We start from the raw sequence: 21,134 nt of genomic DNA, 5'->3' as shown, positions 1-21,134 counted from the left end.
CGCCTGCCATCCTGCCCTCCCTGCGCACCTGCGACCGAGGGTCGCACCGCAGCCTCAGACGATGCCGCCGCCCAGCCCCAGGCGGAAGACGCCGACCACGATGACGATGCCGTTGAGGATCAGCCCGGTCCAGGCCCGGCCGCGCTTGCTGGGATGGGTGAACAGGATGCCGATCGCTGCGATCAACGCACCCACTGCAGCGAACGGGATCAGGAACCAGTTGCCCCAGCCGAGCAGCGGCACCAGCGCGACCACCATCCATATCAGTGCCACGATGCCCCACAACAGACTGATCAGTCCCATACGCCCTCCTCGCCGATGGATTGGGGCCCACCATAGCCGTTCGCGTGGGCCTCGGATAGGCCCGCATGGGCTTGCCGCCGCGCTCACCGCTGCGGTGCTAGCGTGCCTGCAGGGCCCCGGCGTTGGGGCCGATTCAGATCGATGGACCGATGATCCGCTGCCTACCTACAGGGGTTCGAGCCATGAAGATGACCACCACGACATTCCGCTGGACCGCCGCTGCCGCCGTGCTGCTGCTGGTAGCCGGCTGTGCCAGCACCTCGCGGGTGATGCTGGGCCAGGCCCGCGCGCCCATCGACCCTGCCCAGGTGCAGGTGTATTCCACCCCGCCGGCCGGTTCGGTGGAGATCGCCCAGCTGGAATCGTCCAGTGCGGTGGGCTTCGGCACGCAGGGCCAGACCGACGCGGCCGTGGCGCGCCTGAAGCGCGATGCTGCCGCGCTCGGCGCCAACGGCGTGATCCTGATGGGCGTGGGCTCCAGCGGCTCGCCGGTGGGCATGTCGGTGGGTGCCGGCAGCTACGGTTCGCGCGTCGGCGGTGGCGTGGGCATCGGCATTCCGACCACCCAGCGCAAGGCGGCCGGCGTGGCGATCTGGGTGCCCAACCCGGCGCCCGTCCCGCGCCTGCCGGCCCAACAGATCCCGGCACGCTGAACAAAAAAGGGGACGGAGGGGATTAAGTCGTCTTCAGCCGTAAACGGGCGAGAAACGACTTAATCCCCTCCGTCCCCTTTTTAGTGGGTCAGCGGTATTTCGGGATGAAGACTTCGTTGACCGCCTTGGCCAGCTGGTCCGGCGGCAGCAGGCCCTGGTCCAGCAGGAAGTTGTTGAAGGCCTTGCGGTCGAACTTCGTGCCCAGCGCCAGCTCGGTCTGCATGCGCAGTTCCAGGATGCGGGTGTAGCCGTAGAAGTAACTGCCGGCCTGGCCAGGCATGCGCACGGTGTAGCGGTCCAGTTCCTGGGTGGCCATCGCCTTGGACAGGCTCACTTCGTCGATCAGCACGCGCTCGGCGTCGGCGCGTTCGATCAGACCCAGGTTGAGCATCGGGTCCAGCATCGCGCGCGCGGCGCGCAGCAGGCGGAACTGCAGCGCGATCAGCTGGCCGTCCAGCGGTTCATAGGGCACCATTTCCGCTTCGGCATACAGCGCCCAGCCTTCGACGTTGACCGAATTGAACGCGAACATCGTGCGCGCCAGCGAGACACCGCGCTCGACCATCGCGGTGAACTGCAGCTCGTGGCCGGGACGGCCTTCGTGCGCGCTCAGCGTCCAGGCGGCGGAACCGAAGTTGAAATCATCGTACTGCGCGCCTTCGCCGGCCGCCGGGTTGCCCAGCGGCAGCACGAAGGTGCCCTGCTGCCCGGTATTGTTGACCAGCGGTGCCGGCAGGAAATGCGGGGCCGGGCTGGCCGCGCTTTCCGCAGCCGAACCCAGCCGCATCTGCATCGCGCGCTGCGGCACATCGACGATCTGGTGTTCGTGGATCAGCGGATCGATCGCATCGATGACCTTGCGGTAATGGCCTTCCAGCTGGTCGTTGGCGATGGTTTCCTTCTTCAGCGCGCGGATCACTGCGACCGGATCGGTCGGGTCGCTGACCTTCAGGCCCTTGGCCTGCACCACCAGCGGCGCCAGCTGGCGCATCGCCGAACGGGTTTCCATGAATTCCAGCTGGGCGCGCTGCATCAGCAGCTTCGGGTCGATGTCGATGCCGACCTGCTTGAGCTGGTAGGCATACACCGGCGCGGGCAGGCGGGTGTCTTCGCGCGCCTTCGGCAGCACCGTGCTGCGCGTCCACGCCGCGTAGTCCTTCAGCTGCCCGGCGAGGGTCTTCATCGCCTCCTCGGCACCGGCGACCTTGTACTTCTGCAGCAGCGATTGGATGCCGCTGATGTAGGTCTCCACGTTGTCCAGCGACTGCTGCACTTCGATCTTCGTCGGCTGCAGCAGCGCACTGTTGGACAGGCGTTCTTCGTAACGCTGGCGGGCCAGCGTGGTCAGCGGCGTACCGCCCGGCTGCAGGCCGGCGTAAGCCTTCAGGCGATCCACCGCCTTGGCGCGGCGCTCGGCCGGCACCTGGTCGGACAGCAGCAGGTTCAGACCGCTGAAGATGGTCTGCGGGGCGTCGCTCCACGGCAGGAAGTACTGCTCGCCCAGCGTGCTGCCTTCGATGCTTTCGCTCGCCGCACCGATCATGATCTCCAGGTCCTGGCGGACGTTGGGGTCCTTCTCGCTGGCCAGCTTTGCCTGCAGTTCACCGCGCGCCTGGGTCATCGCTTCGCGATAGCGCTTGGCGTTGTCCGGGCCGAGGTCGGCGACCTTGTCGTCGTAGCCGGGCACGCCGAAGAAGCCGGTGCTTTCCGGCTGGAACGGGCCCTGCGCATCCAGCAGGATCTGCGCCAGCTGGTTGCTGCGCGCCACCCAGGCCGGGGCCGCGGCGGGCTTTTTGGACGCGGCGGCCGGGGCCGCATGGGCCGGAGCGGTGGACAGCAGCGGGGCGGCACCCAACGCGAGGGCAATGGCAAGGACAAGCGGCTTCATCACACACTCCAGGATGCGGGCAATGCCAGCACCCTACGCATTCATGGCCGGGGCGGCAATGCGCCGGAGGTCACGAGGGCGGGCGGCAGCCCATGCCGGACGATCAGGGCTTCAGGCAGCGGCCGAGGAAATCCTCTGCAATGCGATAACGGTGCAACGCGTCGGCACCGGACAAGCCGTGCTTGGCGCCCGGGTAGGTCATCAGTTCGAACGGCTGGCCGCGCTTCTGCAGCGCGCTCATCAGCACCGTGGAATTGCTGAACAGCACGTTGTCATCGGCCATGCCATGGATCAGCAGCAGGCGCGAACGCAGGCCATCGACATGGGTCAGCACGCGTGCCTCGGTGTACCCCGCTTCGTTGCGCCCCGGCAGGTCCATGTAGCGTTCGGTGTAGTGGGTGTCATACAGGCCCCAGTCGGTGACCGGCGCACCGGCCACGCCGCAGGCATAGCGGTTGGACGCCTTGGCCAGCAGCATCAGGGTCATGTAGCCGCCGTTCGACCAACCCTGCACACCGATCCGCGCCGGGTCCACCCACGGCTGCTTCTGCAGCCACTCCACGCCGCGCAGCTGGTCGGCCACTTCCACCGTGCCCTGCTTGCCATACAGCGCGCCGCCGAAGTCGCGGCCACGGCGCGGGGTGCCGCGGTTGTCCAGCGAGAACACCACGTAACCCTGCTGCGCCAGGTACTGGTTGAACAGGTGATCGCCGCGACCCGGCCAGGCGTTGGTGACGGTCTGCGAAGCGGGACCGCCGTACACGTACACCGCCACCGGATAGCGCTTGGCGGCATCGAAGCCGGCCGGCTTGATCACGCTGTAATTCAGTGGCGTGCGGCCATCGGCAGCGGTCAGCGTGCCGAACTCCACCGGCAGCTGTGCGTCCCGGTAGCGCGCATAGGGATGCGCTGGATCGGCCAGGTTGTTCTCCACCAAGGTGGCGATCTTCTCGCCGTTGGCGCGGAACAGTTCGATCTGCGGCGGCGTGTTGGCGTTCGACCAGCTGTCCACGTAGACACTGGCGTTGCGTGCAAAGCTGGCCGTATGCATGCCTGCGGACGGCGACAGTTTCCTGGGCGCGCCACCCTGCAGCGGCACGCTGTAGATGTGGCTCTCGCGCGCCGATTCCATGCCCGCGCGGAAGAACACCAGCCCGGCCTTTTCATCCACGGCCAGCAGCTCATCCACCGGCCAGTCACCCGCCGTCAGCGCGTGCACCTTGCCGGCCTTGTCGATGCGGTAAAGGTGTTCGAAGCCGGTGCGCTCGGACGACCACAGCAGGCTGCCGTCATCAAGGAAACGCAGGCTGTTGTGCAGCGGCACCCAGGTCTTGCTGGTCTCACGGGCGAGCACGCGCTGGCGGCCGTCGGCCAGCGTGGTTTCCACCAGCTCCAGCTGGCGCTGGTCGCGGCTCTGGCGCTGGAAGCTGAGGTGCTGCGGATCGCGCCAGTCCACGCGCGCCAGGTAGATGTCCGCCTCCTTGCCGAGGTCGATCCAGCGCGGCTGTGCGTCCAGCGCCGGCGCGATCACGCCCAGCTGCACGCGCACGTTGGCATCGCCGGCGGCCGGGTAACGCTGTTCGACGACATCGGTGCGGTCGGGGTAGACCTCGTAGCGCTTCTGCACCGGCACCGGGCTTTCGTCGATGCGGGCAAAGGCGATCGCCGAATCGTCCGGCGCCCACCAGTAACCGGTGTGGCGGTCCATTTCCTCGTCGGCCACAAACTCGGCCACGCCGTTGCCGATGGTCGCGCTGCCGTCGCCGGTGAGCTGGCGCTGCTGGCCGCTGGCCAGGTCGATCACCCACAGGTTGCGGGCGCGGATGAAGCTGACGAAGCCACCGCGCGGGGACAGCTTGGCATCGGTGGCGAAGCCCTCGCCGTGGGTCAGCTGGCGCACGGCGGCGCTGCCCTGCTTGCCCAGGTCGTACAGATACAGTTCGCCACCGAGCGGGAACAGCAGGCTGCGCGCATCGGGCGACCACTGGTAATCCACGATGCCGGTCATGGCCGCGATGCGCTGGCGCTCGCGGCGTGCCTTTTCTTCATCGCTCAGCGTTTCGGTGCCGGGCAGGACGACCTTGGAATCCACCAGCAGGCGGGTCTGCGCGCTGGCGATATCGTAGGTCCACAGGTCCAGCTGGTTGCGGTCGCTGTCCTTGCCACGCAGGAAGCTGACCTGCGATCCATCGGGTGCCACCTTGGGCTTCATCAACGTCGGGCCGGACAGCGGCAACGAGCCGGTGATGGCTTCCAGGGTGAGTTTTTCAGCGTGGGCGGTGGTGGCGGTAGCGAGCATCAGGGCAAGGGCAGCGAACAGGTGGCGCATGAAAGGTTCCGGTATACGGCTGCCCCAATCCTAACCCGGCGCCGCCGCATGCGCGGAAGCGCCGGGCGTGGTCCGGCTTCAGCGCTTGCCGAACAGGTGCTTGCGTTCTTCATCGCTGAGCGGCTTGCCGGCATCCGGATTGACCTGCTGGCGCAGCGCGTACGCACGTTGGGTGGCCGGCCGCGCGGCGATCGCCTGGTGCCAGCGCTGCAGGTTCGGGAAGGCGGCGAAGTCCGGCGGCAGCTTGTCGTAAGCCCCGATCCACGGATAGCTGGCCATGTCGGCGATGCTGTACGCGCTGCCGGCCAGCCATTCGTGCTCGGCCAGGCGCTTGTCCATCACCCCGTGCAGGCGGCTGACTTCGTTGCCATAGCGTTCGATGGCATACGGAATCTTCTCCGGCGCATACACGTTGAAATGGCCCATCTGCCCGCTCATCGGGCCCAGCCCGGCCATCTGCCAGAACAGCCATTCCAGGGTTTCCACGCGCTCGCGCGGGTCGTGGGACAGGAAGCTGCCGGTCTTTTCGGCCAGATACAACAGGATCGCACCGGACTCGAACACGCTCAGCGGCGCGCCACCACCGGCCGGAGTCGGGTCGAGGATCGCCGGCATCTTGTTGTTGGGCGAGATGGCGAGGAATTCCGGCTTGAACTGGTCGCCGGTGCCGATGTTGACCGGATGGATGCGGTACTCCAGCCCGGCCTCTTCCAGGAACAAGGTCACCTTGTGGCCGTTCGGGGTGGGCCAGTAATACAGATCGATCATGGCGGGTCACTCATCGGGGATGTGCTGCGAGTGTAGTAGGTGGACCCGCTTGGCACTGTCTCATTGGACCAGTACTCTGCGCCCTCTCCTGCAACGCAGCATGCCGTCCATGACCCCTCAGCACCGCCCCAATCCCCTGTCCACCCTGATCTTCGCCTCACGCTGGCTGCAGCTGCCGCTGTACCTGGGCCTGATCGTCGCCCAGGGCGTGTACGTCTACCTGTTCGGCAAGGAGCTGTGGCACCTGATCATGGATGCCAGCAACCTGGGCGAGCAGCAGATCATGCTGATCGTGCTGGGGCTGATCGACGTGGTGATGATCTCCAACCTGCTGGTGATGGTGATCGTGGGTGGCTATGAAACCTTCGTCTCGCGCCTGCGCCTGGAAGGCCACCCGGACCAGCCGGAATGGCTGAGCCACGTCAACGCCAGCGTGCTGAAGGTGAAGCTGGCGCTGTCGATCATCGGCATCTCCTCGATCCACCTGCTGAAGACCTTCATCGCCGCCGGCGCGCTGGACGGCCTGCCGCTGTGCCCGCCGGAACTGATGAACGCTGCCGCCTCGGCCGCCAATGCCGGCGCCGCCAAGTGCGCCACGCTGACCTCCACCGGGGTGTTGTGGCAGACCATCATCCATGCCGTATTCATCCTGTCGGCGATCGGCATCGCCTGGACCGACAAGCTGATGGGCGGCGGCAGCAGCGGCACGCGGGACGCTCACTGACCCAGTGGCAGGGGTGGCTGATCCGCCCCTGCCCTTCCCCCCCGGGGGATGCTAGATTGCACAGCTGACAGTATCTGCCTACGGCGTCGGGAAACGCCGCAGGCTCGTGCCTGGGACCATTGCCAGGTCTTTCGTATCGTCGTTTCAAAGGGGGAAACAGGATGTCGTACGCCAGGAAATCCGTCGTTGTTCGTGCGCGCCTGCTGGCGCCTGCCGTCCTGCTGATTGGCCTCGCCGCCTGTTCAGGCAAAGACGAGACCGCCGCACCCGCTACCGATGCCAAGCCAGCCGCCGCCGCGCCTGCCGCCACCGCGCCCGCCGCCGAACCGGCCGTGTCCAGCAAGGTGCAGGCGATGGGCAGCGAGGAACTGCGCGAAGCGGCCAGCCAGGCACTGCGCGACAACCGCATGTACGCCCCCGCCGGCGACAATGCGATCGAGTACTACCTGGCGCTGCGCGACAAGACCCCGGACGATGCGTCGGTGAAAAGCGCGTTGACCGACCTGCTGCCGTACACGCTGATCGCCGCCGAACAGAACATGGCGCGCGAGGACTTCGAGGAAGGCCAGCGGCTGATCGCGCTGATCGAGAAAGTGGACCCGAAGGCGCCGGCATTGCCGCGCCTGAAGCAGGGCATCACCCGTGGCGTGGAAGTGGCCGCGCTGCGCACCACCGAAGAAACCGAACGCGTCAAGCGCGAAGCCGAGGCCAAGACCAAGCAGTTGGCCGAACAGCAGAAGCTGGCCGAGCAGCGCACCCGCGAAGCCGCCGCGGCGCAGCAGATCGCCTCGCAGCAGGCCGCTGCCACCCCGGCGGCCGCCGCACCCGCGCCGGCCGCGCAGGACGCCGAACGCCAGGCCGCCGCCCGCCGTGAAGCCGAACAGCGCCAGCAGCAGGCCGCCGCACAGGCCGCCGCCGCTGCCGCCGCACGCCAGACCGCAGCGCCCACCCTGCGTCCGGTCAGCACGCCGGCCCCGCGCTACCCGGCCGACGCGCTGCGTTCCAATACCTCCGGCGAAGTGCTGGTGGAGATCACCGTCGGCACCGACGGCTCGGTCACCAGCGCCCGCGTGCTGCGCGCCACCCCGGCCCGCACCTTCGACCGCGAAGCCCTGGCCGCCGTGAAGCGCTGGCGCTTCGAACCGGTCGCCGCACCGGTCACCACCCGCCGCACGCTGGCCTTCAGCCCCGGCGGCTGAAAAAGGGGACGGAGGGGATTAAGTCGTAATCCCCTCGTTTCCCCCACCGCGTGCCTTGCTGCCACAGCGCGGCACGACGTGGCCTGATAACACCGCGCGTCTTCGCCCCGCAGGCTGGGCTTCCACCCCACATGGAAGCCCGCGCCATGCCCCGCCATGCCCGCCTGCTGGTGCCAGGCCTGCCGTTCCACGTCGTCCAGCGCGGCGTCAACAAAGGCGCGATATTCGCCGACGATCTGGACCGCGACCATTTCCTGCGCGTGATGCACAAGGCCTTCGTCAAGCATGACGTTGCGCTGCACGCGTATGTGCTGATGGACAACCATGTGCATCTGCTGGCTACGCCGAAGACCAGCGGTGGCCTGGCCCATGCGATGCGGGCGCTCGGTACGGGCTACGTGCAGGCGTTCAACCAGCGACACGGTCGATCCGGTCCGCTTTGGCAGGGTCGCTTCCATTCCAGCATGATCGACAACGACGCCTACCTGCTGGCGGTCTACCGCTACATCGAACTCAATCCGGTGCGTGCCGGCCTGGTGGCCGCCCCTGAGCAGGCTGCGTGGTCCAGCGTGCACGGCAATCTGGGCCTGCGCCGTGACCCGTTGCTGACCCCGCATCCCGCGCTGCTGATGCTGGGTGGCACCCCCGCGCAACGCCGTGTCGGCTACCGGTCGTTCCTGCGCGATCATCGTCGGGCCAGCGCGGAGGCCCCGGCAATCCGCGAACACGGCAGGACGCAGTGCCCGCTGGGCAGTGCGCGGTTCCTGGAAATGCTGGCTGAAACCCTGGGCCGCCCCGTAGCGGCACGGCCACGGGGCCGCCCGCGCAAGCCAGGCAGCGAATCGCGATAAGGGGACAGAGAGGCAGGTCGAAAACGACTTAATCCCCTCCGTCCCCTTTTTGCTCAGCCGGAGATCGCGAGGCGTTCCTGGCGGTAGCGGTGGATCGCGGCGAACCACAGCAGGGCGGCCAGGCCGAGGTTGGCGCCGAGGTAGATCACCCAGATGGTCGGGCTGATGTGCTCGTGGCGGATCACCTTCAGCAGCATCTGGTTCTGCGACAGGAACGGGATGGCGTACTGCCACACCACGCTCTTCAGCGGATACACCAGCAGCGCGTAGCTGGGCAGCATCGGCAGCAGCATCAGCCAGGTCATGTGGCTCTGGGCTTCCTTCATGCTCTTGGACGCGGCCGACAGGAAGGTCAGCAGCGAAGTGCCGATCAACAGCATCGGCAGCATCACCAGCAGCATCTGCAGCATCGAACCCAGCCCCATGTTGAGCTGGCGGCCAACGCTGCTGTCGGACAGCTGCGCGCTGAGCTTGAACGCCACCAGGGTCAGCACCAGCGAGGCGATACCCACCACGCAGGCGGCGGCGATCTTGCCGCTGACGATGGCGCTGCGCTTGGCCGGGGTGGCCAGCAACGGCTCCAGCGACTGCCGTTCGCGCTCGCCGGCGGTGGTGTCCATCACCAGATAGGCACCGCCCAGGAACGAGGTGATGGTCAGCAGCAGCGGCAGCAGCATCGACAGCATCATGCCCTGCTTGGCCTCGGCTGATGCCAGGTCCTGTGTCGCCACGTCCAGCGGACGGGCGACCTGCGCGTCGATGCCGCGTGCCATCAACCGCAACGAACCGACCTGGCCGTTGTAGGTCTGCAGCGCTGCCTTCAGACGTGCGGTGGGCACGTCGGCGGCGCGTCGGGTGCTGTCCTGCAGGATCTCCACCAAGGCCGGCCGGCCATCGCGCCAGTGTTCGTCGAACGACTCGCTGATACGCAGCGCGACATCGATGCGCTGGTCACTGATCGCCTCGTTGAGGTCCTTCGGGGCAGCGGTTGCATTGAGGCCCTGCGCGGCCAGGAACCGCACCAGGTTGGGTGCGTTCTGCGCGCCGATGGTCGGGATTTCCAGCGGCTGCTCGATCTGGGACTTGACCCGGCTTTCGGCCAGCTTGCCCATGCCGAGGATCAGGATCGGATACAGCAGCGGGCCCATCAGCAGGGTCAGGGCCAGGGTGCGCCGGTCACGCGAGAGGTCGCGCAGTTCCTTGCGCATCACGGTGAACAACGTGGACATGATGCTCATGCGTGCAGGCCCTCTTCGGTGCCGATCAGTTTGACGAAGGCGTCCTCGAGGTTGCTCTGGCCCGCTTGTTCGCGCAGTTCGTCGGCGCTGCCGGCAGCCATCACCGTGCCCTTGGCGACGATCACGATGTGGTCACACAGCGCAGCCACCTCCTGCATGATGTGGCTGGAGAAGATCACGCAGCGGCCTTCGTCGCGCAGGCCATGCAGGAACCGGCGCATCGCACGGGTGGTCATCACGTCCAGGCCATTGGTCGGCTCGTCCAGGATCACGTTGCGCGGGTCATGCACCAGCGCACGGGCAATCGCGGTCTTGGTGCGCTGGCCCTGCGAAAAGCCATCGGTCTGACGGTCCAGGATGTCGCCCATGTCCAGCGCCCGCGACAGCGCTTCGGTGCGCTGGGCGATGGTGCCCGCGTCCAGCCCGTGCAGCTCACCGAAGTAGGCGATGTTCTCGCGCGCGGTGAGCCGCTTGTAGACCCCCCGCGCGTCGGGCAGCACGCCCAGCCGGCGGCGCACTGCCGTGGCGTCGACATTGGCATCGATGCCATCCACGGTGACCCGGCCCTGGTCCGGGCTCATCAGCGTGTAAAGCATGCGCATGGTGGTGGTCTTGCCGGCGCCGTTCGGTCCAAGCAGCCCGGTGATGCGCCCGTCTTCAGCACGGAAGCTGACGTCCTGCACCGCCTGGATGCGGCCGGTCTTGGTGTGGAATGCCTTGTGCAGGCCCTCTGCGACGATCATGGTTCCCATCCGTTGAACGAGGTGAACGCCGGCACGTGGCTCAGCGAATCCAGGCAGCTGGCATCCACTGCCTTGGCGTCTGCGGTGTCGATGTACTGGCCCAGCACGCGCGGCATGCAGCCGGCGTTGATGCTGCCGTGGCCCTGCCCGCGGGCGACGATGTGGCGACCGTTGGGCAGGCCCTTCAGCACCTGCTCGGCGTAGCGCGGCGGGGTGACCGGATCCAGCTCGCCGGACAGCAGCAGCACCGGCAGGTCGCTCTTGAACGGCGTGGCGGCGTCGGCGGCGGCCTTGTCATGTGGCCACACCGTGCAGGCAGCGAAGAACATCTGCGCCACGTTCGGACCCAGCAGGCGATCGCTCTGCGGAGCAGGCTGGAAGCGCGGTGCGTCCTCGCTGCAGATCACCGACCACTGCATGCCCCGGCTGATCTGCAGGTCCATCGCGCGCGAGGCGTTGCGGGTCAGCGCCGCGAGCGGACCGTAGCGCCCCTGCGCGGCTTCGTCGAGCACCACCGGCAGCAGCGAGGACAGTTCGGGAATGTAGGAGAAGGCGAAGATCAGGCCGAGCACGCTGTCCGGCTTCAGCACATCCTGGCGGGCCTCGGCGGTGGCCGGATCGCGGTAGTCGACCGTCACCGGCGCGGCGGCCAGGGTGTCCAGCACGCTGCGCAGCTGGGTACGGGTATTGACCGGGAAACGCTTGGCGCAGGCCGCGTCCTTGATGCACTGCGCGGACTGCAGGATGATCGCGTCCTCGAAGGTGTTGGCGAAGTCACCGCCGACCACCAGGTCGTTCGGCACCACCCCGTCGATCACCATGCTGCGCACGTGCTGCGGATAGCGCGCGGCGTAGCGCTGGGCGACACGGGTTCCGTAGGAGCCGCCGACCAGGTTGAGCTGCCCGGCACCGAGTGCCTTGCGCACCGCGTCCAGGTCATCGATGGCCTGGGAGGTGGTATAGAAACGCGGGTCCGCACGGCCTTCCAGCGAGGTGGCGCACTGGGCGGCGTAGCCCTGGATATACGCTTCGGTGGGATCGGCGTGCTCGTCCATCGGCAGTTCCTTGCCGTCCGCGCCGAGGCAGCTCAGCGGGTTGGAGCCGCCGGTACCGCGCTGGTCGATCAGGAAGATGTCGCGCTGTTTGCGTACCTGGCGCAGCGCGGTGCTGACCGGCAGCGCCACGTCGCTGGCTGCCTGGCCAGGACCACCGGCCAGGAAGAACACCGGATCCGGCAGGCCGCTGGCCGCCTTGTCCGCATCCAGCCAGGCGATGCGCAGGTCGATCTTCCGGCCCTCCGGCGCGGCGGGGTTTTCCGGCACGCTGAAGGTGCCGCACAGCGCTTCGACATTCGCCGCGGCGACCGCGCCGGTCAGCGTGCAGGGTTTGAATTCGATCTGCCCGTAGTGGCGCCCGCTGGCCGCGCCTTCGGTTCCCGAAGGTGGCGCACTGCATGCAGCACACAGGACACTGGCCAACACCCCGGCCAGTTTCAGGTGGTTTCTGGACATCTTCCTTGCTTCCCCTTGCTGATGGTCATGCGACAAGGACGAGGCCCCGGCGCGGATGTGACCAAGTTACACCGAAGCACGGGAGGGCCGCGATGGGCGACGGCATCGGACCGCGAAACCGAGGCTCCCGGGACACGGCGTGGCGCAGGACGCGACAGCGGGCTAGCTGCCATCGACCCGCTCGTAGCCCTCGCCGGCAAGCCACATGACGATTTCATCCTCGGTATAGCGACGCAGACGATCAAATCCATTTTCGTAGGCGAACGCGCGGTCCTGCGGGCGTTCCATGTCGCCCAGCACATAACGTTCCTGATGCTCAGGCGCCCTGTCGAAGACCAGCGCGCCCTGCTGGCCATGTGGATCGGCGTAGCGCAGCACACCCTGTTCGAAGGTGAAGCACGCAGGACACATTGCAGGTCCCGGCGAAGGATCTTCGACGTCATCCAGAGCGGTGGACGTTTCGACAGGGCGTCTTGAGCCCGCTTCGATATCCGGACCCGGCACCCTCACCATGCCTCCCGCTTCCAGTTGATCGGCCAAGGCTTCGAGGTTGTACGCATAGCCCGCCTGTAGGCCGAACCGTCTGGCGAATGCCTCATCGGGCGGCGTTGGGCAGTGAAGTATCGCGCCGCCCGCCTGGTGGGACGTGGGACACCCCAGGCGCAGGACGCCCGGCATCCATTTTTCGTCTGCGTAAAGCAGACAGTCCCCGGTGATGGTGAAGCTGTTGGCGTAGAGCTCCACCGCAGCATGCTGCGCGCTCGGGGGTATCACGACCGGATTGATGAAGCTGAGCGTGCGCTCGTGGGGAAGCCGGTCGTGCGGCGGCATCCAGGACAGCTGCTCTTGTTCAGTGACCCAGAGATTGCCCGCCGGTTCCGGGACCGTTCCGCGCTGTGCTCCAGGAAGGGCATTGCCCCGGTGCTCCGGGCCCGGATCGTAGTCCAGTCCACTGACGTCCTGCAGGCCGGCCACCAAGCCGTCGAGGTCCGATGCGCCGATGGTCCAGTCGCGCTTATCGTCGCGGACACTCACTGCCCCTGCCTCATCGACCTGGACATCCAGCACGCCCGCGGCGACACCGCGCGCCCTGGCCTCGTCACTGACAATCAGGTAAGCAATCAGCAGGTGCCTGCTGCCTCCGATATCCACATGTTCCATGAGGCGGAAGGTGTTGCGCAGAAGCGACATGCGGTGGTCAAGCAGCTCCACACTGACGGGACCTTCAAGCAACGCGATGGTGATGACGGAGAAGACAAGGTTGTGCCCCACCTCGGCAGGTCGTGAGGGAAGCGTCGGCGAAGGGTGCCCGGGTCGCCGGATGATCTGGATGGCAGACCTGCGCAGCGCCTTGGGAATCCTTTCCTGTATCGGGTGGGCGATGGTTCTCGCGTCTGCGCCAGGCAACGTCGCGCCCGCGAAGCTGAACATGTTGGAGAAGCGTTCACGTGCGCGCGGATGGATGCAATAGCGGGTCATCGTGCTCTGTTCGCGCAGCGCGCGTAGTTGCCTGCACATTTCCCGGCCATCGTGGAAGCGCAGACAGCGGGGGCTGTCCACGACGGAAGTGAAAGTGGCTGGGGGTACCGCCGGGGCAGGCATAGGCAGCGCCGTGCGTGACGCGCCAGGCTTCTTTCGCCTGCCGACGAAAGGAGTCGCCGTCGTCGTCGACTTTGCCGGAATTTCCGCCCTGCGCCGGTCCTCCTGATCGCGGGTCTTGAAGACCGCGCTCGAAGAGTGTGACAACGGGCCCATCATCGATTCCCGAGCGCTATCCGCATTGGAGGCCTGCGCATGACCGGCCAGCGCCCCGCCGTTTCTCGCCGCTCCCCGGATCAGGAATCCGTCGCTGTTTCCTGTTTGCGGGTCCCTGCGCTCGTTGGCTTCGGCCCGATCCCGCGTACTGGTCCTGCGGACATTTATCCCGGTGCGGGTTCGTGGCTTGACCGGGCGCGCGGCGGCCTTGGGCCTTGCCGGTCGCGGTGCTGCGCCTCTTCCGCCGGAACGCTTGGCGGACGCACCTGGGAACACTGCGCTGCCTCCCGCATACATCCACCCGCTTGGCGGTTCCGGTGCACGTTCCAGGGTGATGCCATGGCCAGCCGGAAGACCGGCCATGGTGAGACCCGTGGTCTGGTTGCGTGTCACGGCGGGGCCGGGAGCGCCCGGTGAGGCCGCAATGCAATACCCGTTGCCACAAGGGTCCGGCGGGGTCGGCGACGGGCCATGACTGATGGCGCTCCACACGCCTGACAGCAGCCGCATACCTTTGAGCGAGCCCAACATTGTGCGCTGCGTGGAAGACAGCGGCGCAGGGCGGGAATCGTCCTGTACCCGGGTGGCCCACGCAACAGCCGCCAGGAAAAGGATCACCGCCTCATGCCGTTCACTCGTATCACGCAACCGAGGCAAGGCGTCCAGCAGGTGTTCGCTGAAAGCGCTGAGCACGAGGCCGACAGGAACGCACCGAAGGGCATCAGTGACATGGCCGTGCCGTAGGCCGGACAGCGCCCGTCCCGCCCGCCAGGCACAATCGATCCATGTGAGGCCGGGAAGGTGCCGGCATGCCCCGCGCATCAGCTGGATCGCGACGATCTGCCGGCCCCAGTCGATCATCTCCTGCGAGACCTCGGCAGGTACGATGGCTCGGGATGGGGCCTGGGATAAAGGTCGGTTGCTTATCGCGCCCGGACGCAGGCCGGGGACCAGCCGCCGAATATGCGTCATGACATTCACGCTTCCTGCGGTTCCGCAGGAGAAACACTGCACGGTATCCATGTGAGGCGCCTGGTCTGGGCTCCCATTTTCAGCCTTTCAGCGCCATCGCCACTTGCAGATTCAGTGCGTTCCCGGGAGCGCTGAGCAATGCGGGCGCACCGTACAATGCCGCTCACGCCACCGCGCAGGACCGCCCCCATCAGCCAGCCGATGTCCATCGACCGGATCAGCCTGACCACCCTGCGACTGTTCGTGGCCGTGGCCGAGGAAGGCTCGCTGACCCGTGCGGCCGATCGCGAGGCGATTGCCACCTCCGCCGCCAGCCGGCGCCTGAATGACCTGGAGAGCGGACTGGATGTGGCGCTGTTCACCCGCAACTCGCGCGGCATGCAGCTGACCCTGGCCGGCGAAAGCCTGCTGCAGCACGCGCGGCGCATGCTGCTGGCCGCCTCCGCACTGTCATCGGAACTGCTGGAATACCGTCGCGGCATCCGCGGGCATATCCGCATGCTGGCCAACCTGTCGGCCATCGTGGCCTACCTGCCGGAAGAGCTGGAGCAGTTCTTCCTGACCCATCCAGACCTGCGCATCGAGCTGGAAGAACGCCCCACCGGCGGCGTGGTGCGCGGCATCCAGGAAGGCTGGGCGGAAATCGGCGTGTGTTCCGGCGATGGCGAACTGGGCGAACTGACCGCCGTGACCTTCCGCCGCGACCGGCTGGTGATGCTGATGCGGCCGGACCATCCGCTGGCCGGCAGCGGGCCGCTGGCGTTCGCCGATACGCTGCCCTTCGACCAGATCGCGCTGCATGCGGAGAGCTCGATCTTCACCCGTTCGCAGATGGCCGCGCGCGATGCCGGCCGGCCGCTGCGGCGGCGCATCCACGTGCCCGGCTTCGACGCCATCTGCCGCACCGTGCAGGCCGGGCTGGGCATCGGCGTGGTGCCCGAGCCGGTGTTCGCGCTGTTCGGCCGGGCCATGCACCTGCACGTGGAAGCGCTGACCGACGGCTGGGCCGAGCGCGAACTGAAACTGGTCTGGCGCGGCGACCGGCCGTTGTCCACCGCCGCCCAGCAGCTGGTCGAGCATCTTCGACCAAAGATGTAGGCGTTCGCGTTTCGCGAACGGTTTTTCGTCAGAAAGGCATGGCGTCATCCGATGATTGCGACCTACCCTGCCGGTCTAGTCCTGGGAGGGTAGAAGATGTCCGGTCCATTGCACGGCATCCGCGTTGTTGAATTCGGAACACTGATCGCGGCGCCGTTTGCCGCGCGGCTGTTCGCCGAGTTCGGCGCCGAAGTGATCAAGATCGAGTCGCCCGAGGGCGGCGACCCACTGCGCAAGTGGCGCAAGCTGCATGGCGACACCTCGCTGTGGTGGTCGCTGCAGGCGCGCAACAAGAAGTCGGTGGCATTGGACCTGAAGTCCGCCGAGGGCGCCGAGGCGGCGCGCCAACTGGCTGCCAGCGCCGATGTGGTGATCGAGAATTTCCGTCCCGGCGGGCTGGAAAAGCTCGGCCTGGGCTGGGACGTGCTGTCCACGCTGAATCCGGACCTGATCATGGTGCGCATCTCCGGCTACGGCCAGGATGGCCCGTACCGCGACCGGCCGGGCTTCGGCGCGATCGGCGAGGCGATGGGCGGCATCCGCTACACCACCGGTGATCCGAGCACGCCGCCGGCACGCGTGGGCATCAGCCTGGGCGACTCGCTGGCCTCGCTGCATGGGGTCATGGGCGCGCTGATGGCGCTGCTGCGGGTCAAGACCGGCCAGGGCGGCGGCCAGGTGGTGGACGTATCGCTGGTGGAAAGCGTGTTCAACCTGATGGAAAGCCTGGTGCCCGAGCACGCGATGTTCGGCACGGTGCGTGAACGCACCGGCGGCGCGCTGCCGGGGATCAGCCCATCCAACACCTATCCCACCGCCGATGGCAGCTTCGTGGTGATCGCCGGCAACAGCGATCCGATCTTCCGCCGCCTGATGCGCGCGATCGACCGCAACGACCTGGCCGACGATGCCGCGCTGGCGACCAATCCGGGCCGGGTGCTGCGCAATGCCGAGCTGGATGCGGCCATCACCCATTGGACCAGCGGGCTGCACATCGATGCAGTGCTGGCCGCACTGGATGCCGCCGACGTGCCTGCCGGGCGCATCTACTCGGCCGCCGACATCGTCGCCGATCCGCACTACCGTGCACGCGGCATGCTGCTGGAAACCACCCTGCCCGATGGCCAGCCGATCACCCTGCCGGGCATCGTGCCGAAGCTGTCGGCCACACCGGGCCGGATGCACTGGACCGGCCCGGCACTCGGCGAACACACCGACCAGGTACTTGCCACGCTGGGCATGACCGCGGCCGCCATCGCGACCGCCAGTGGCCGCACCGGAGAATCCGCATGAGCACTGTCCGTCCGTTGATCGTGCAGGAAGTCTGCCTGCGCGATGGCCTGCAGATCGAACCGGTGTTCGTGCCCACGGCCGACAAGATCCGCCTGGCCGATGCCTTCAGCGCACTCGGCTTTGCGCGCATCGAAGTCAGCAGTTTCGTCTCGCCCAAGGCCGTGCCGGTACTGGCCGATGCGTCCGAAGTATTCGCCGGCATGCAGCGCGCGCCTGGCACGGTGTACGTGGCATTGGTACCCAACCTGAAGGGCGCTGAGCGCGCGTTGGCCGCCGGTGCCGGTGAGCTCAACCTGGTGATGTCGGCCGGGCAGACCCACAACCTGGCCAACATGCGCATGACCACCGAGGAAAGCTTCGACGGCTTTGCGCGGATTGCCGCGCTGCCGCGTGGCGATGTGCTGCTCAACGGCAGCGTGGCGACCGCCTTCGGTTGTCCGTTCGAGGGCGAGCAGCCGGTGGCCAAGGTGCTTGACCTGGTGCGCCGTTACCTGGACCTGGGCTGCACCGGGATCACCCTGGCCGACACCACCGGCATGGCCAATCCGCGCCAGGTTGCCGCGCTGGTGGAGCAGGCATTGCCGCTGGTCGGCGCCGACGCGCTGACCCTGCATTTCCACAACACACGCGGGCTGGGCCTGGCCAACGTGGTGGCTGCCTACGATGCCGGTGCACAGCGTTTCGATGCCGCGCTGGGGGGGCTCGGCGGGTGCCCGTTCGCACCCGGTGCCTCCGGCAACATCTGCACCGAAGACCTGGTGGCGATGTGCGAGGAGATGGGCATCCCGACCGGCTTGGACCTGCCTGCGCTGATCGCTTTGTCGCGCGGGCTACCGGCGCTGGTCGGTCATGAAACCGCCGGCCAGGTGGCCAAGGCCGGCCGCGTCGCCGACCTGCACCCCGCACCGCCGGGGCTGCGCGCCGCGTAAGCCGTTCGTCCTTCATCGCGCAGGGCATCGCCCTGCGAAATCAACAACGCTTCATTCCTGGGAGGGAATCATGCACGAGTGGTTTGTGCTGGCGAACGCTCTGTTCGCCATTCTGTTGATCGTCCTGTTGATCATCTATTTCAAGGTCAACCCGATGATCGCGCTGATCGCCGGCCCGCTGTACCTGGGGCTGTCGTCCGGACTCGGCTTCGGCCCCACCATCGAGGCCATCACCGATGGCTTCGGCGACCTGATGGGCAAGATCGGCCTGCTGATCGGTTTCGGCGTGATGATCGGCGCGTTCCTGCACCGCATGGGTGCCTTCCAGCAGGTCGTGCGCCTGCTGGTGCGCACCTTCAAGCCGACGCAGATGCCGTATGCGTTCGCCACCATCCTGACCTCGATCTTCCCGCCGATCTATACCGACGTGCTGCTGCTGATGTCCGCGCCGCTGGCCCGTGCCACGGCCAAGCGCATCGGCGGCGACGCACTGCCGAAGATGGCGGGCGCGGTGGGCGTAGGCATCTACCTGGCACTGACCATGGTGGTGCCGGGGGTGGCCGCGCTGGCGCTGTCGGCGGTGCTGGACGTGGAGCTGGGCACGATGCTGCTGGTCGGCCTGGCGATCGCGGTCCCGACCGTGTTCCTGACCCTGTGGGGCTTCCATTTCCTGCTGCGTCGCGGCTTCTGGAATCCGCAAACCGACGAACTCCCCGACGACCAGGCACCGGCGGTGGTTGCCGCCGAGATCAGGGACGAGGACAACGCGGTGCCGCTGAAGTTGTCGCTGCTGCCGATCATCGTGCCGCTGCTGATGATCGCCACCGGCGCACTGGACCGCGCATTGGACCTGGACATCCCGGCGCTGGCCGCGGTGGGCAACTCCACCTTCGCCCTGTTCTGCGGCCTGGTGCTGGCCTTCGTGATCGCCCGCTTCACGGTGCCCGCGCAGGACCGCAGTGGCGCGGTGACCGATGCATTCAAGGAAAGCGGACAGATCCTGCTGCTGACCGGCGTGGCCGGCTCGCTGTCGGCGGTGGTCGCCACCACCGGCCTGGGCGACATCCTGTCCGGTTACTTCAGCGCCAACTCAGCGGCCCCCCTACTGCTGGTGTGGGTCGTGGCGGCCATCCTGCACATCGCCATCGGTTCGGTGTCGGCCTCGGCGATCACCGCCGCCAGCATGCTGGCCCCGGCGCTGCATTCGCTGGATGTGCCGCCGGTGCTGGTGGCCCTGGCCGCAGGCTCCGGCTCGCTGTTCCTGGTGCATGTCACCAGCAATACGTTCTGGCTGATGCAGACCACCTTCGGCATGACCCTGCGCGGCACGCTGAAGACGCTGAGCCTGCCGGTGTCGCTGGCCTCGGTGGTGTCGCTGCTGCTGATCCTGGCGGCCAGCGCGATCTTCTGATCGATCCTTTTTTCCATCTGTGTACGGCGGAGGGGCCGGACCCATGAACATCACACGCAATGCAATGCTGATCGCCTTCGGGCTGGCCAGTGCGCCTGCACTGGCCGCGGACAACGAAGGTTTCCTGGCCGGTGCCAGCGCGGACCTGACCGCGACCAACTTCTATTACAACCGTGATTTCCGCAGCGGCAGCGGCCAGGGCAAGCGCGAGGAATGGGCGCAGGGCTTCCTCCTGGATGCGCGCAGCGGCTACACGCCGGGCGTGGTCGGCTTCGGCATCGACGTGCTGGGCATGGCGGATTTCAAGCTGGATGGACTGCAGTCCGAAGTCGGCACCGGCATCCTGCCCTACGACGAAGACGGCGCGCGTTCGGCGTTCGGCCGCATCGCGCTGACCGGCAAGGCCAAGGCCGGCCCGGCCGAACTGCGCGTGGGCAGCCACATCGCATCCAACCTGCTGCTGAAATCCAACACCAGCCGCCTGCTGCCACAGACCTTCGAAGGCGCCTCGCTGGGCGCGGCGTGGGACAACGGCGTGGAGCTGGGCTATGCGCGCTACGACCGTTCCTGGTACCGCGATGGGACCGAGCGGGTGGACCTGACCCTCACCAACAAGGACCGCCGCTTCAATGGCACACCCGATGCCGATGGCTTCGAACTGGTCACCGCCTCGTGGGCGCCGGATGATCGGTTCACGCTGCACTACGAGCACGGCGAACTGCGCGATCTGTACCGGCAGCAGGTGGCATCGGTGGCGTTCAAGCAGCCGCTGGCGCTGGGCAGACTGAGCACGGAAGTACGCTATTACGTGTCCGACGACGTAGGCCCCGCACTGGCCGGGGTGGTCGACAACCGTGCGCTGAACGCGCTGGTGGCGTGGCAGCACGCCGGCCAGGAGTTCGCGGTGATGTGGCAGGACATGAACGGCGATACGGCGATGCCGTTCGTGGGCGGCACCGATGGCAACGTCTTCAACTGGACCTTCATCAACGACTTCATGGAACGCGACGAACGCAGCTGGCAGCTGCGTTACCAGCTGGACGGCAAGCAGATCAACCTGCCTGGCCTGAAGTTCCTGGTGCGCTACGTGAAGGGCGACAACGCGCGCCCGGCCACGTTCAGCGGCGAGGGCCGGCAGTGGCAGCGTGATGTCGAGATCGGCTACACGTTCCAGAGCGAAGCGTTGAAGCACCTGTCGGTACGCTGGCGCAACGGTTTCTTCCGGTCCAACTACCAACGCGATGCCGAAGAGAACCGGGTGATGGTGGTGTACGACGTGCCGCTGTGGGCGGGCCAGAGCTGAGAGCGCACGGCAACGTCAACGTCAAAAGCTGCACGGGTGCGTGTTGGCGGGGCGGGGTGGCTGTGCAGGACACGCCGTGAATCCGTCCGTGGAGGCTCGCTTTTCGCATCCATGCGAAAAGACGGTCCTGCACAGCCACCCCGCCCCACCTTCGACAGGTCCATGG

At 67.1% G+C, this 21,134-nt stretch carries 17 protein-coding genes; 9 read left to right on the top strand and 8 right to left on the bottom strand.

Features of this window, described 5'->3' with window-relative positions; all coding sequences use genetic code 11:
* Nucleotides 1-54 precede the first annotated feature (54 nt).
* Nucleotides 55-303 carry a hypothetical protein gene (locus tag H9654_RS12510; protein WP_191771102.1) on the bottom strand — a complete coding sequence of 83 codons (249 nt, stop codon included), beginning with the start codon at nt 301-303 and terminating at the stop codon, nt 55-57.
* 188 nt (nt 304-491) lie between these two features.
* On the opposite strand from H9654_RS12510, the gene H9654_RS12505 reads away from it, so the two are divergent.
* Nucleotides 492-956 carry a hypothetical protein gene (locus H9654_RS12505; protein ID WP_101099492.1) on the top strand — a complete coding sequence of 155 codons (465 nt, stop codon included), beginning with the start codon at nt 492-494 and terminating at the stop codon, nt 954-956.
* A gap of 88 nt (nt 957-1,044) precedes the next feature.
* Here H9654_RS12505 and H9654_RS12500 read toward each other — a convergent pair whose 3' ends face one another.
* From H9654_RS12500 to H9654_RS12490, 3 genes are all read right to left on the bottom strand, one after another.
* Nucleotides 1,045-2,844, bottom strand: coding sequence for a DUF885 domain-containing protein (locus H9654_RS12500; protein ID WP_191771101.1), 1,800 nt, complete (start codon nt 2,842-2,844; stop codon nt 1,045-1,047).
* Between the two features lie 103 nt (nt 2,845-2,947).
* A complete protein-coding gene (locus H9654_RS12495) occupies nt 2,948-5,173 on the bottom strand; it encodes a S9 family peptidase (RefSeq protein ID WP_191771100.1) in 2,226 nt (741 codons plus the stop codon).
* 78 nt (nt 5,174-5,251) lie between these two features.
* Complete coding sequence (locus tag H9654_RS12490) at nt 5,252-5,941, bottom strand: glutathione binding-like protein (protein ID WP_191771099.1); 690 nt, start codon at nt 5,939-5,941, stop codon at nt 5,252-5,254.
* A 109-nt stretch (nt 5,942-6,050) separates the two neighbouring features.
* Between H9654_RS12490 and H9654_RS12485 the strand changes: the two genes are divergently transcribed.
* From H9654_RS12485 to H9654_RS12475, 3 genes are all read left to right on the top strand, one after another.
* Nucleotides 6,051-6,665, top strand: coding sequence for a TIGR00645 family protein (locus H9654_RS12485; RefSeq protein WP_191771098.1), 615 nt, complete (start codon nt 6,051-6,053; stop codon nt 6,663-6,665).
* 161 nt (nt 6,666-6,826) lie between these two features.
* Nucleotides 6,827-7,864 carry an energy transducer TonB gene (locus H9654_RS12480; protein WP_101099374.1) on the top strand — a complete coding sequence of 346 codons (1,038 nt, stop codon included), beginning with the start codon at nt 6,827-6,829 and terminating at the stop codon, nt 7,862-7,864.
* 146 nt (nt 7,865-8,010) lie between these two features.
* Nucleotides 8,011-8,715, top strand: a complete 705-nt coding sequence (locus tag H9654_RS12475) for a transposase (RefSeq protein WP_191771097.1) — start codon at nt 8,011-8,013, stop codon at nt 8,713-8,715.
* Between the two features lie 53 nt (nt 8,716-8,768).
* On the opposite strand, the gene H9654_RS12470 is transcribed toward H9654_RS12475, so the two are convergent.
* The 4 genes from H9654_RS12470 to H9654_RS12455 all read right to left on the bottom strand — a co-directional run bounded on the left by H9654_RS12470 (nt 8,769) and on the right by H9654_RS12455 (nt 14,985).
* Nucleotides 8,769-9,953: an ABC transporter permease gene (locus tag H9654_RS12470; protein ID WP_101099375.1), complete on the bottom strand. Its 1,185-nt coding sequence runs from the start codon at nt 9,951-9,953 to the stop codon at nt 8,769-8,771.
* On the bottom strand, nt 9,950-10,696 hold the full coding sequence (locus tag H9654_RS12465) for an ABC transporter ATP-binding protein (RefSeq protein ID WP_191771096.1): 747 nt from the start codon (nt 10,694-10,696) through the stop codon (nt 9,950-9,952). Before H9654_RS12465 ends, H9654_RS12470 begins: the two co-directional genes overlap by 4 nt.
* Nucleotides 10,693-12,207, bottom strand: a complete 1,515-nt coding sequence (locus tag H9654_RS12460) for an alpha/beta fold hydrolase (RefSeq protein WP_191771095.1) — start codon at nt 12,205-12,207, stop codon at nt 10,693-10,695. Before H9654_RS12460 ends, H9654_RS12465 begins: the two co-directional genes overlap by 4 nt.
* A 162-nt stretch (nt 12,208-12,369) precedes the next feature.
* A complete protein-coding gene (locus H9654_RS12455) occupies nt 12,370-14,985 on the bottom strand; it encodes a hypothetical protein (protein ID WP_191771094.1) in 2,616 nt (871 codons plus the stop codon).
* 150 nt (nt 14,986-15,135) lie between these two features.
* Here H9654_RS12455 and H9654_RS12450 point away from each other — a divergent pair, with 150 nt between their 5' ends.
* The 5 genes from H9654_RS12450 to H9654_RS12430 all read left to right on the top strand — a co-directional run bounded on the left by H9654_RS12450 (nt 15,136) and on the right by H9654_RS12430 (nt 20,968).
* Nucleotides 15,136-16,032 (top strand): LysR family transcriptional regulator, encoded by an 897-nt coding sequence (locus H9654_RS12450; RefSeq protein WP_191771093.1) that lies wholly within the window; start codon nt 15,136-15,138, stop codon nt 16,030-16,032.
* A gap of 96 nt (nt 16,033-16,128) precedes the next feature.
* Nucleotides 16,129-17,325 (top strand): CaiB/BaiF CoA transferase family protein, encoded by a 1,197-nt coding sequence (locus tag H9654_RS12445; protein WP_191771092.1) that lies wholly within the window; start codon nt 16,129-16,131, stop codon nt 17,323-17,325.
* Nucleotides 17,322-18,254: a hydroxymethylglutaryl-CoA lyase gene (locus H9654_RS12440; protein WP_191771091.1), complete on the top strand. Its 933-nt coding sequence runs from the start codon at nt 17,322-17,324 to the stop codon at nt 18,252-18,254. Before H9654_RS12445 ends, H9654_RS12440 begins: the two co-directional genes overlap by 4 nt.
* Before the next feature lie 70 nt (nt 18,255-18,324).
* A complete protein-coding gene (locus tag H9654_RS12435) occupies nt 18,325-19,665 on the top strand; it encodes a GntP family permease (protein ID WP_191771090.1) in 1,341 nt (446 codons plus the stop codon).
* Between the two features lie 43 nt (nt 19,666-19,708).
* On the top strand, nt 19,709-20,968 hold the full coding sequence (locus H9654_RS12430; protein ID WP_191771089.1) for an OprD family outer membrane porin: 1,260 nt from the start codon (nt 19,709-19,711) through the stop codon (nt 20,966-20,968).
* Nucleotides 20,969-21,134 lie beyond the last annotated feature (166 nt).

It is taken from the genome of Stenotrophomonas lacuserhaii (assembly GCF_014836545.1).
GTDB classification, from domain to species: domain Bacteria; phylum Pseudomonadota; class Gammaproteobacteria; order Xanthomonadales; family Xanthomonadaceae; genus Stenotrophomonas; species Stenotrophomonas lacuserhaii.
This window is presented reverse-complemented; position numbering and strand designations above follow the sequence as displayed.

Coding starts and splice junctions, on each gene's coding strand:
- H9654_RS12510 (WP_191771102.1), bottom strand. CDS start 303: ATGGGACTGATCAGTCTGTTGTGGGGCATCGTGGCACTGATATGGATG.
- H9654_RS12505 (WP_101099492.1), top strand. CDS start 492: ATGACCACCACGACATTCCGCTGGACCGCCGCTGCCGCCGTGCTGCTG.
- H9654_RS12500 (WP_191771101.1), bottom strand. CDS start 2,844: ATGAAGCCGCTTGTCCTTGCCATTGCCCTCGCGTTGGGTGCCGCCCCG.
- H9654_RS12495 (WP_191771100.1), bottom strand. CDS start 5,173: ATGCGCCACCTGTTCGCTGCCCTTGCCCTGATGCTCGCTACCGCCACC.
- H9654_RS12490 (WP_191771099.1), bottom strand. CDS start 5,941: ATGATCGATCTGTATTACTGGCCCACCCCGAACGGCCACAAGGTGACC.
- H9654_RS12485 (WP_191771098.1), top strand. CDS start 6,051: ATGACCCCTCAGCACCGCCCCAATCCCCTGTCCACCCTGATCTTCGCC.
- H9654_RS12480 (WP_101099374.1), top strand. CDS start 6,827: ATGTCGTACGCCAGGAAATCCGTCGTTGTTCGTGCGCGCCTGCTGGCG.
- H9654_RS12475 (WP_191771097.1), top strand. CDS start 8,011: ATGCCCCGCCATGCCCGCCTGCTGGTGCCAGGCCTGCCGTTCCACGTC.
- H9654_RS12470 (WP_101099375.1), bottom strand. CDS start 9,953: ATGAGCATCATGTCCACGTTGTTCACCGTGATGCGCAAGGAACTGCGC.
- H9654_RS12465 (WP_191771096.1), bottom strand. CDS start 10,696: ATGATCGTCGCAGAGGGCCTGCACAAGGCATTCCACACCAAGACCGGC.
- H9654_RS12460 (WP_191771095.1), bottom strand. CDS start 12,207: ATGTCCAGAAACCACCTGAAACTGGCCGGGGTGTTGGCCAGTGTCCTG.
- H9654_RS12455 (WP_191771094.1), bottom strand. CDS start 14,985: ATGGATACCGTGCAGTGTTTCTCCTGCGGAACCGCAGGAAGCGTGAAT.
- H9654_RS12450 (WP_191771093.1), top strand. CDS start 15,136: ATGTCCATCGACCGGATCAGCCTGACCACCCTGCGACTGTTCGTGGCC.
- H9654_RS12445 (WP_191771092.1), top strand. CDS start 16,129: ATGTCCGGTCCATTGCACGGCATCCGCGTTGTTGAATTCGGAACACTG.
- H9654_RS12440 (WP_191771091.1), top strand. CDS start 17,322: ATGAGCACTGTCCGTCCGTTGATCGTGCAGGAAGTCTGCCTGCGCGAT.
- H9654_RS12435 (WP_191771090.1), top strand. CDS start 18,325: ATGCACGAGTGGTTTGTGCTGGCGAACGCTCTGTTCGCCATTCTGTTG.
- H9654_RS12430 (WP_191771089.1), top strand. CDS start 19,709: ATGAACATCACACGCAATGCAATGCTGATCGCCTTCGGGCTGGCCAGT.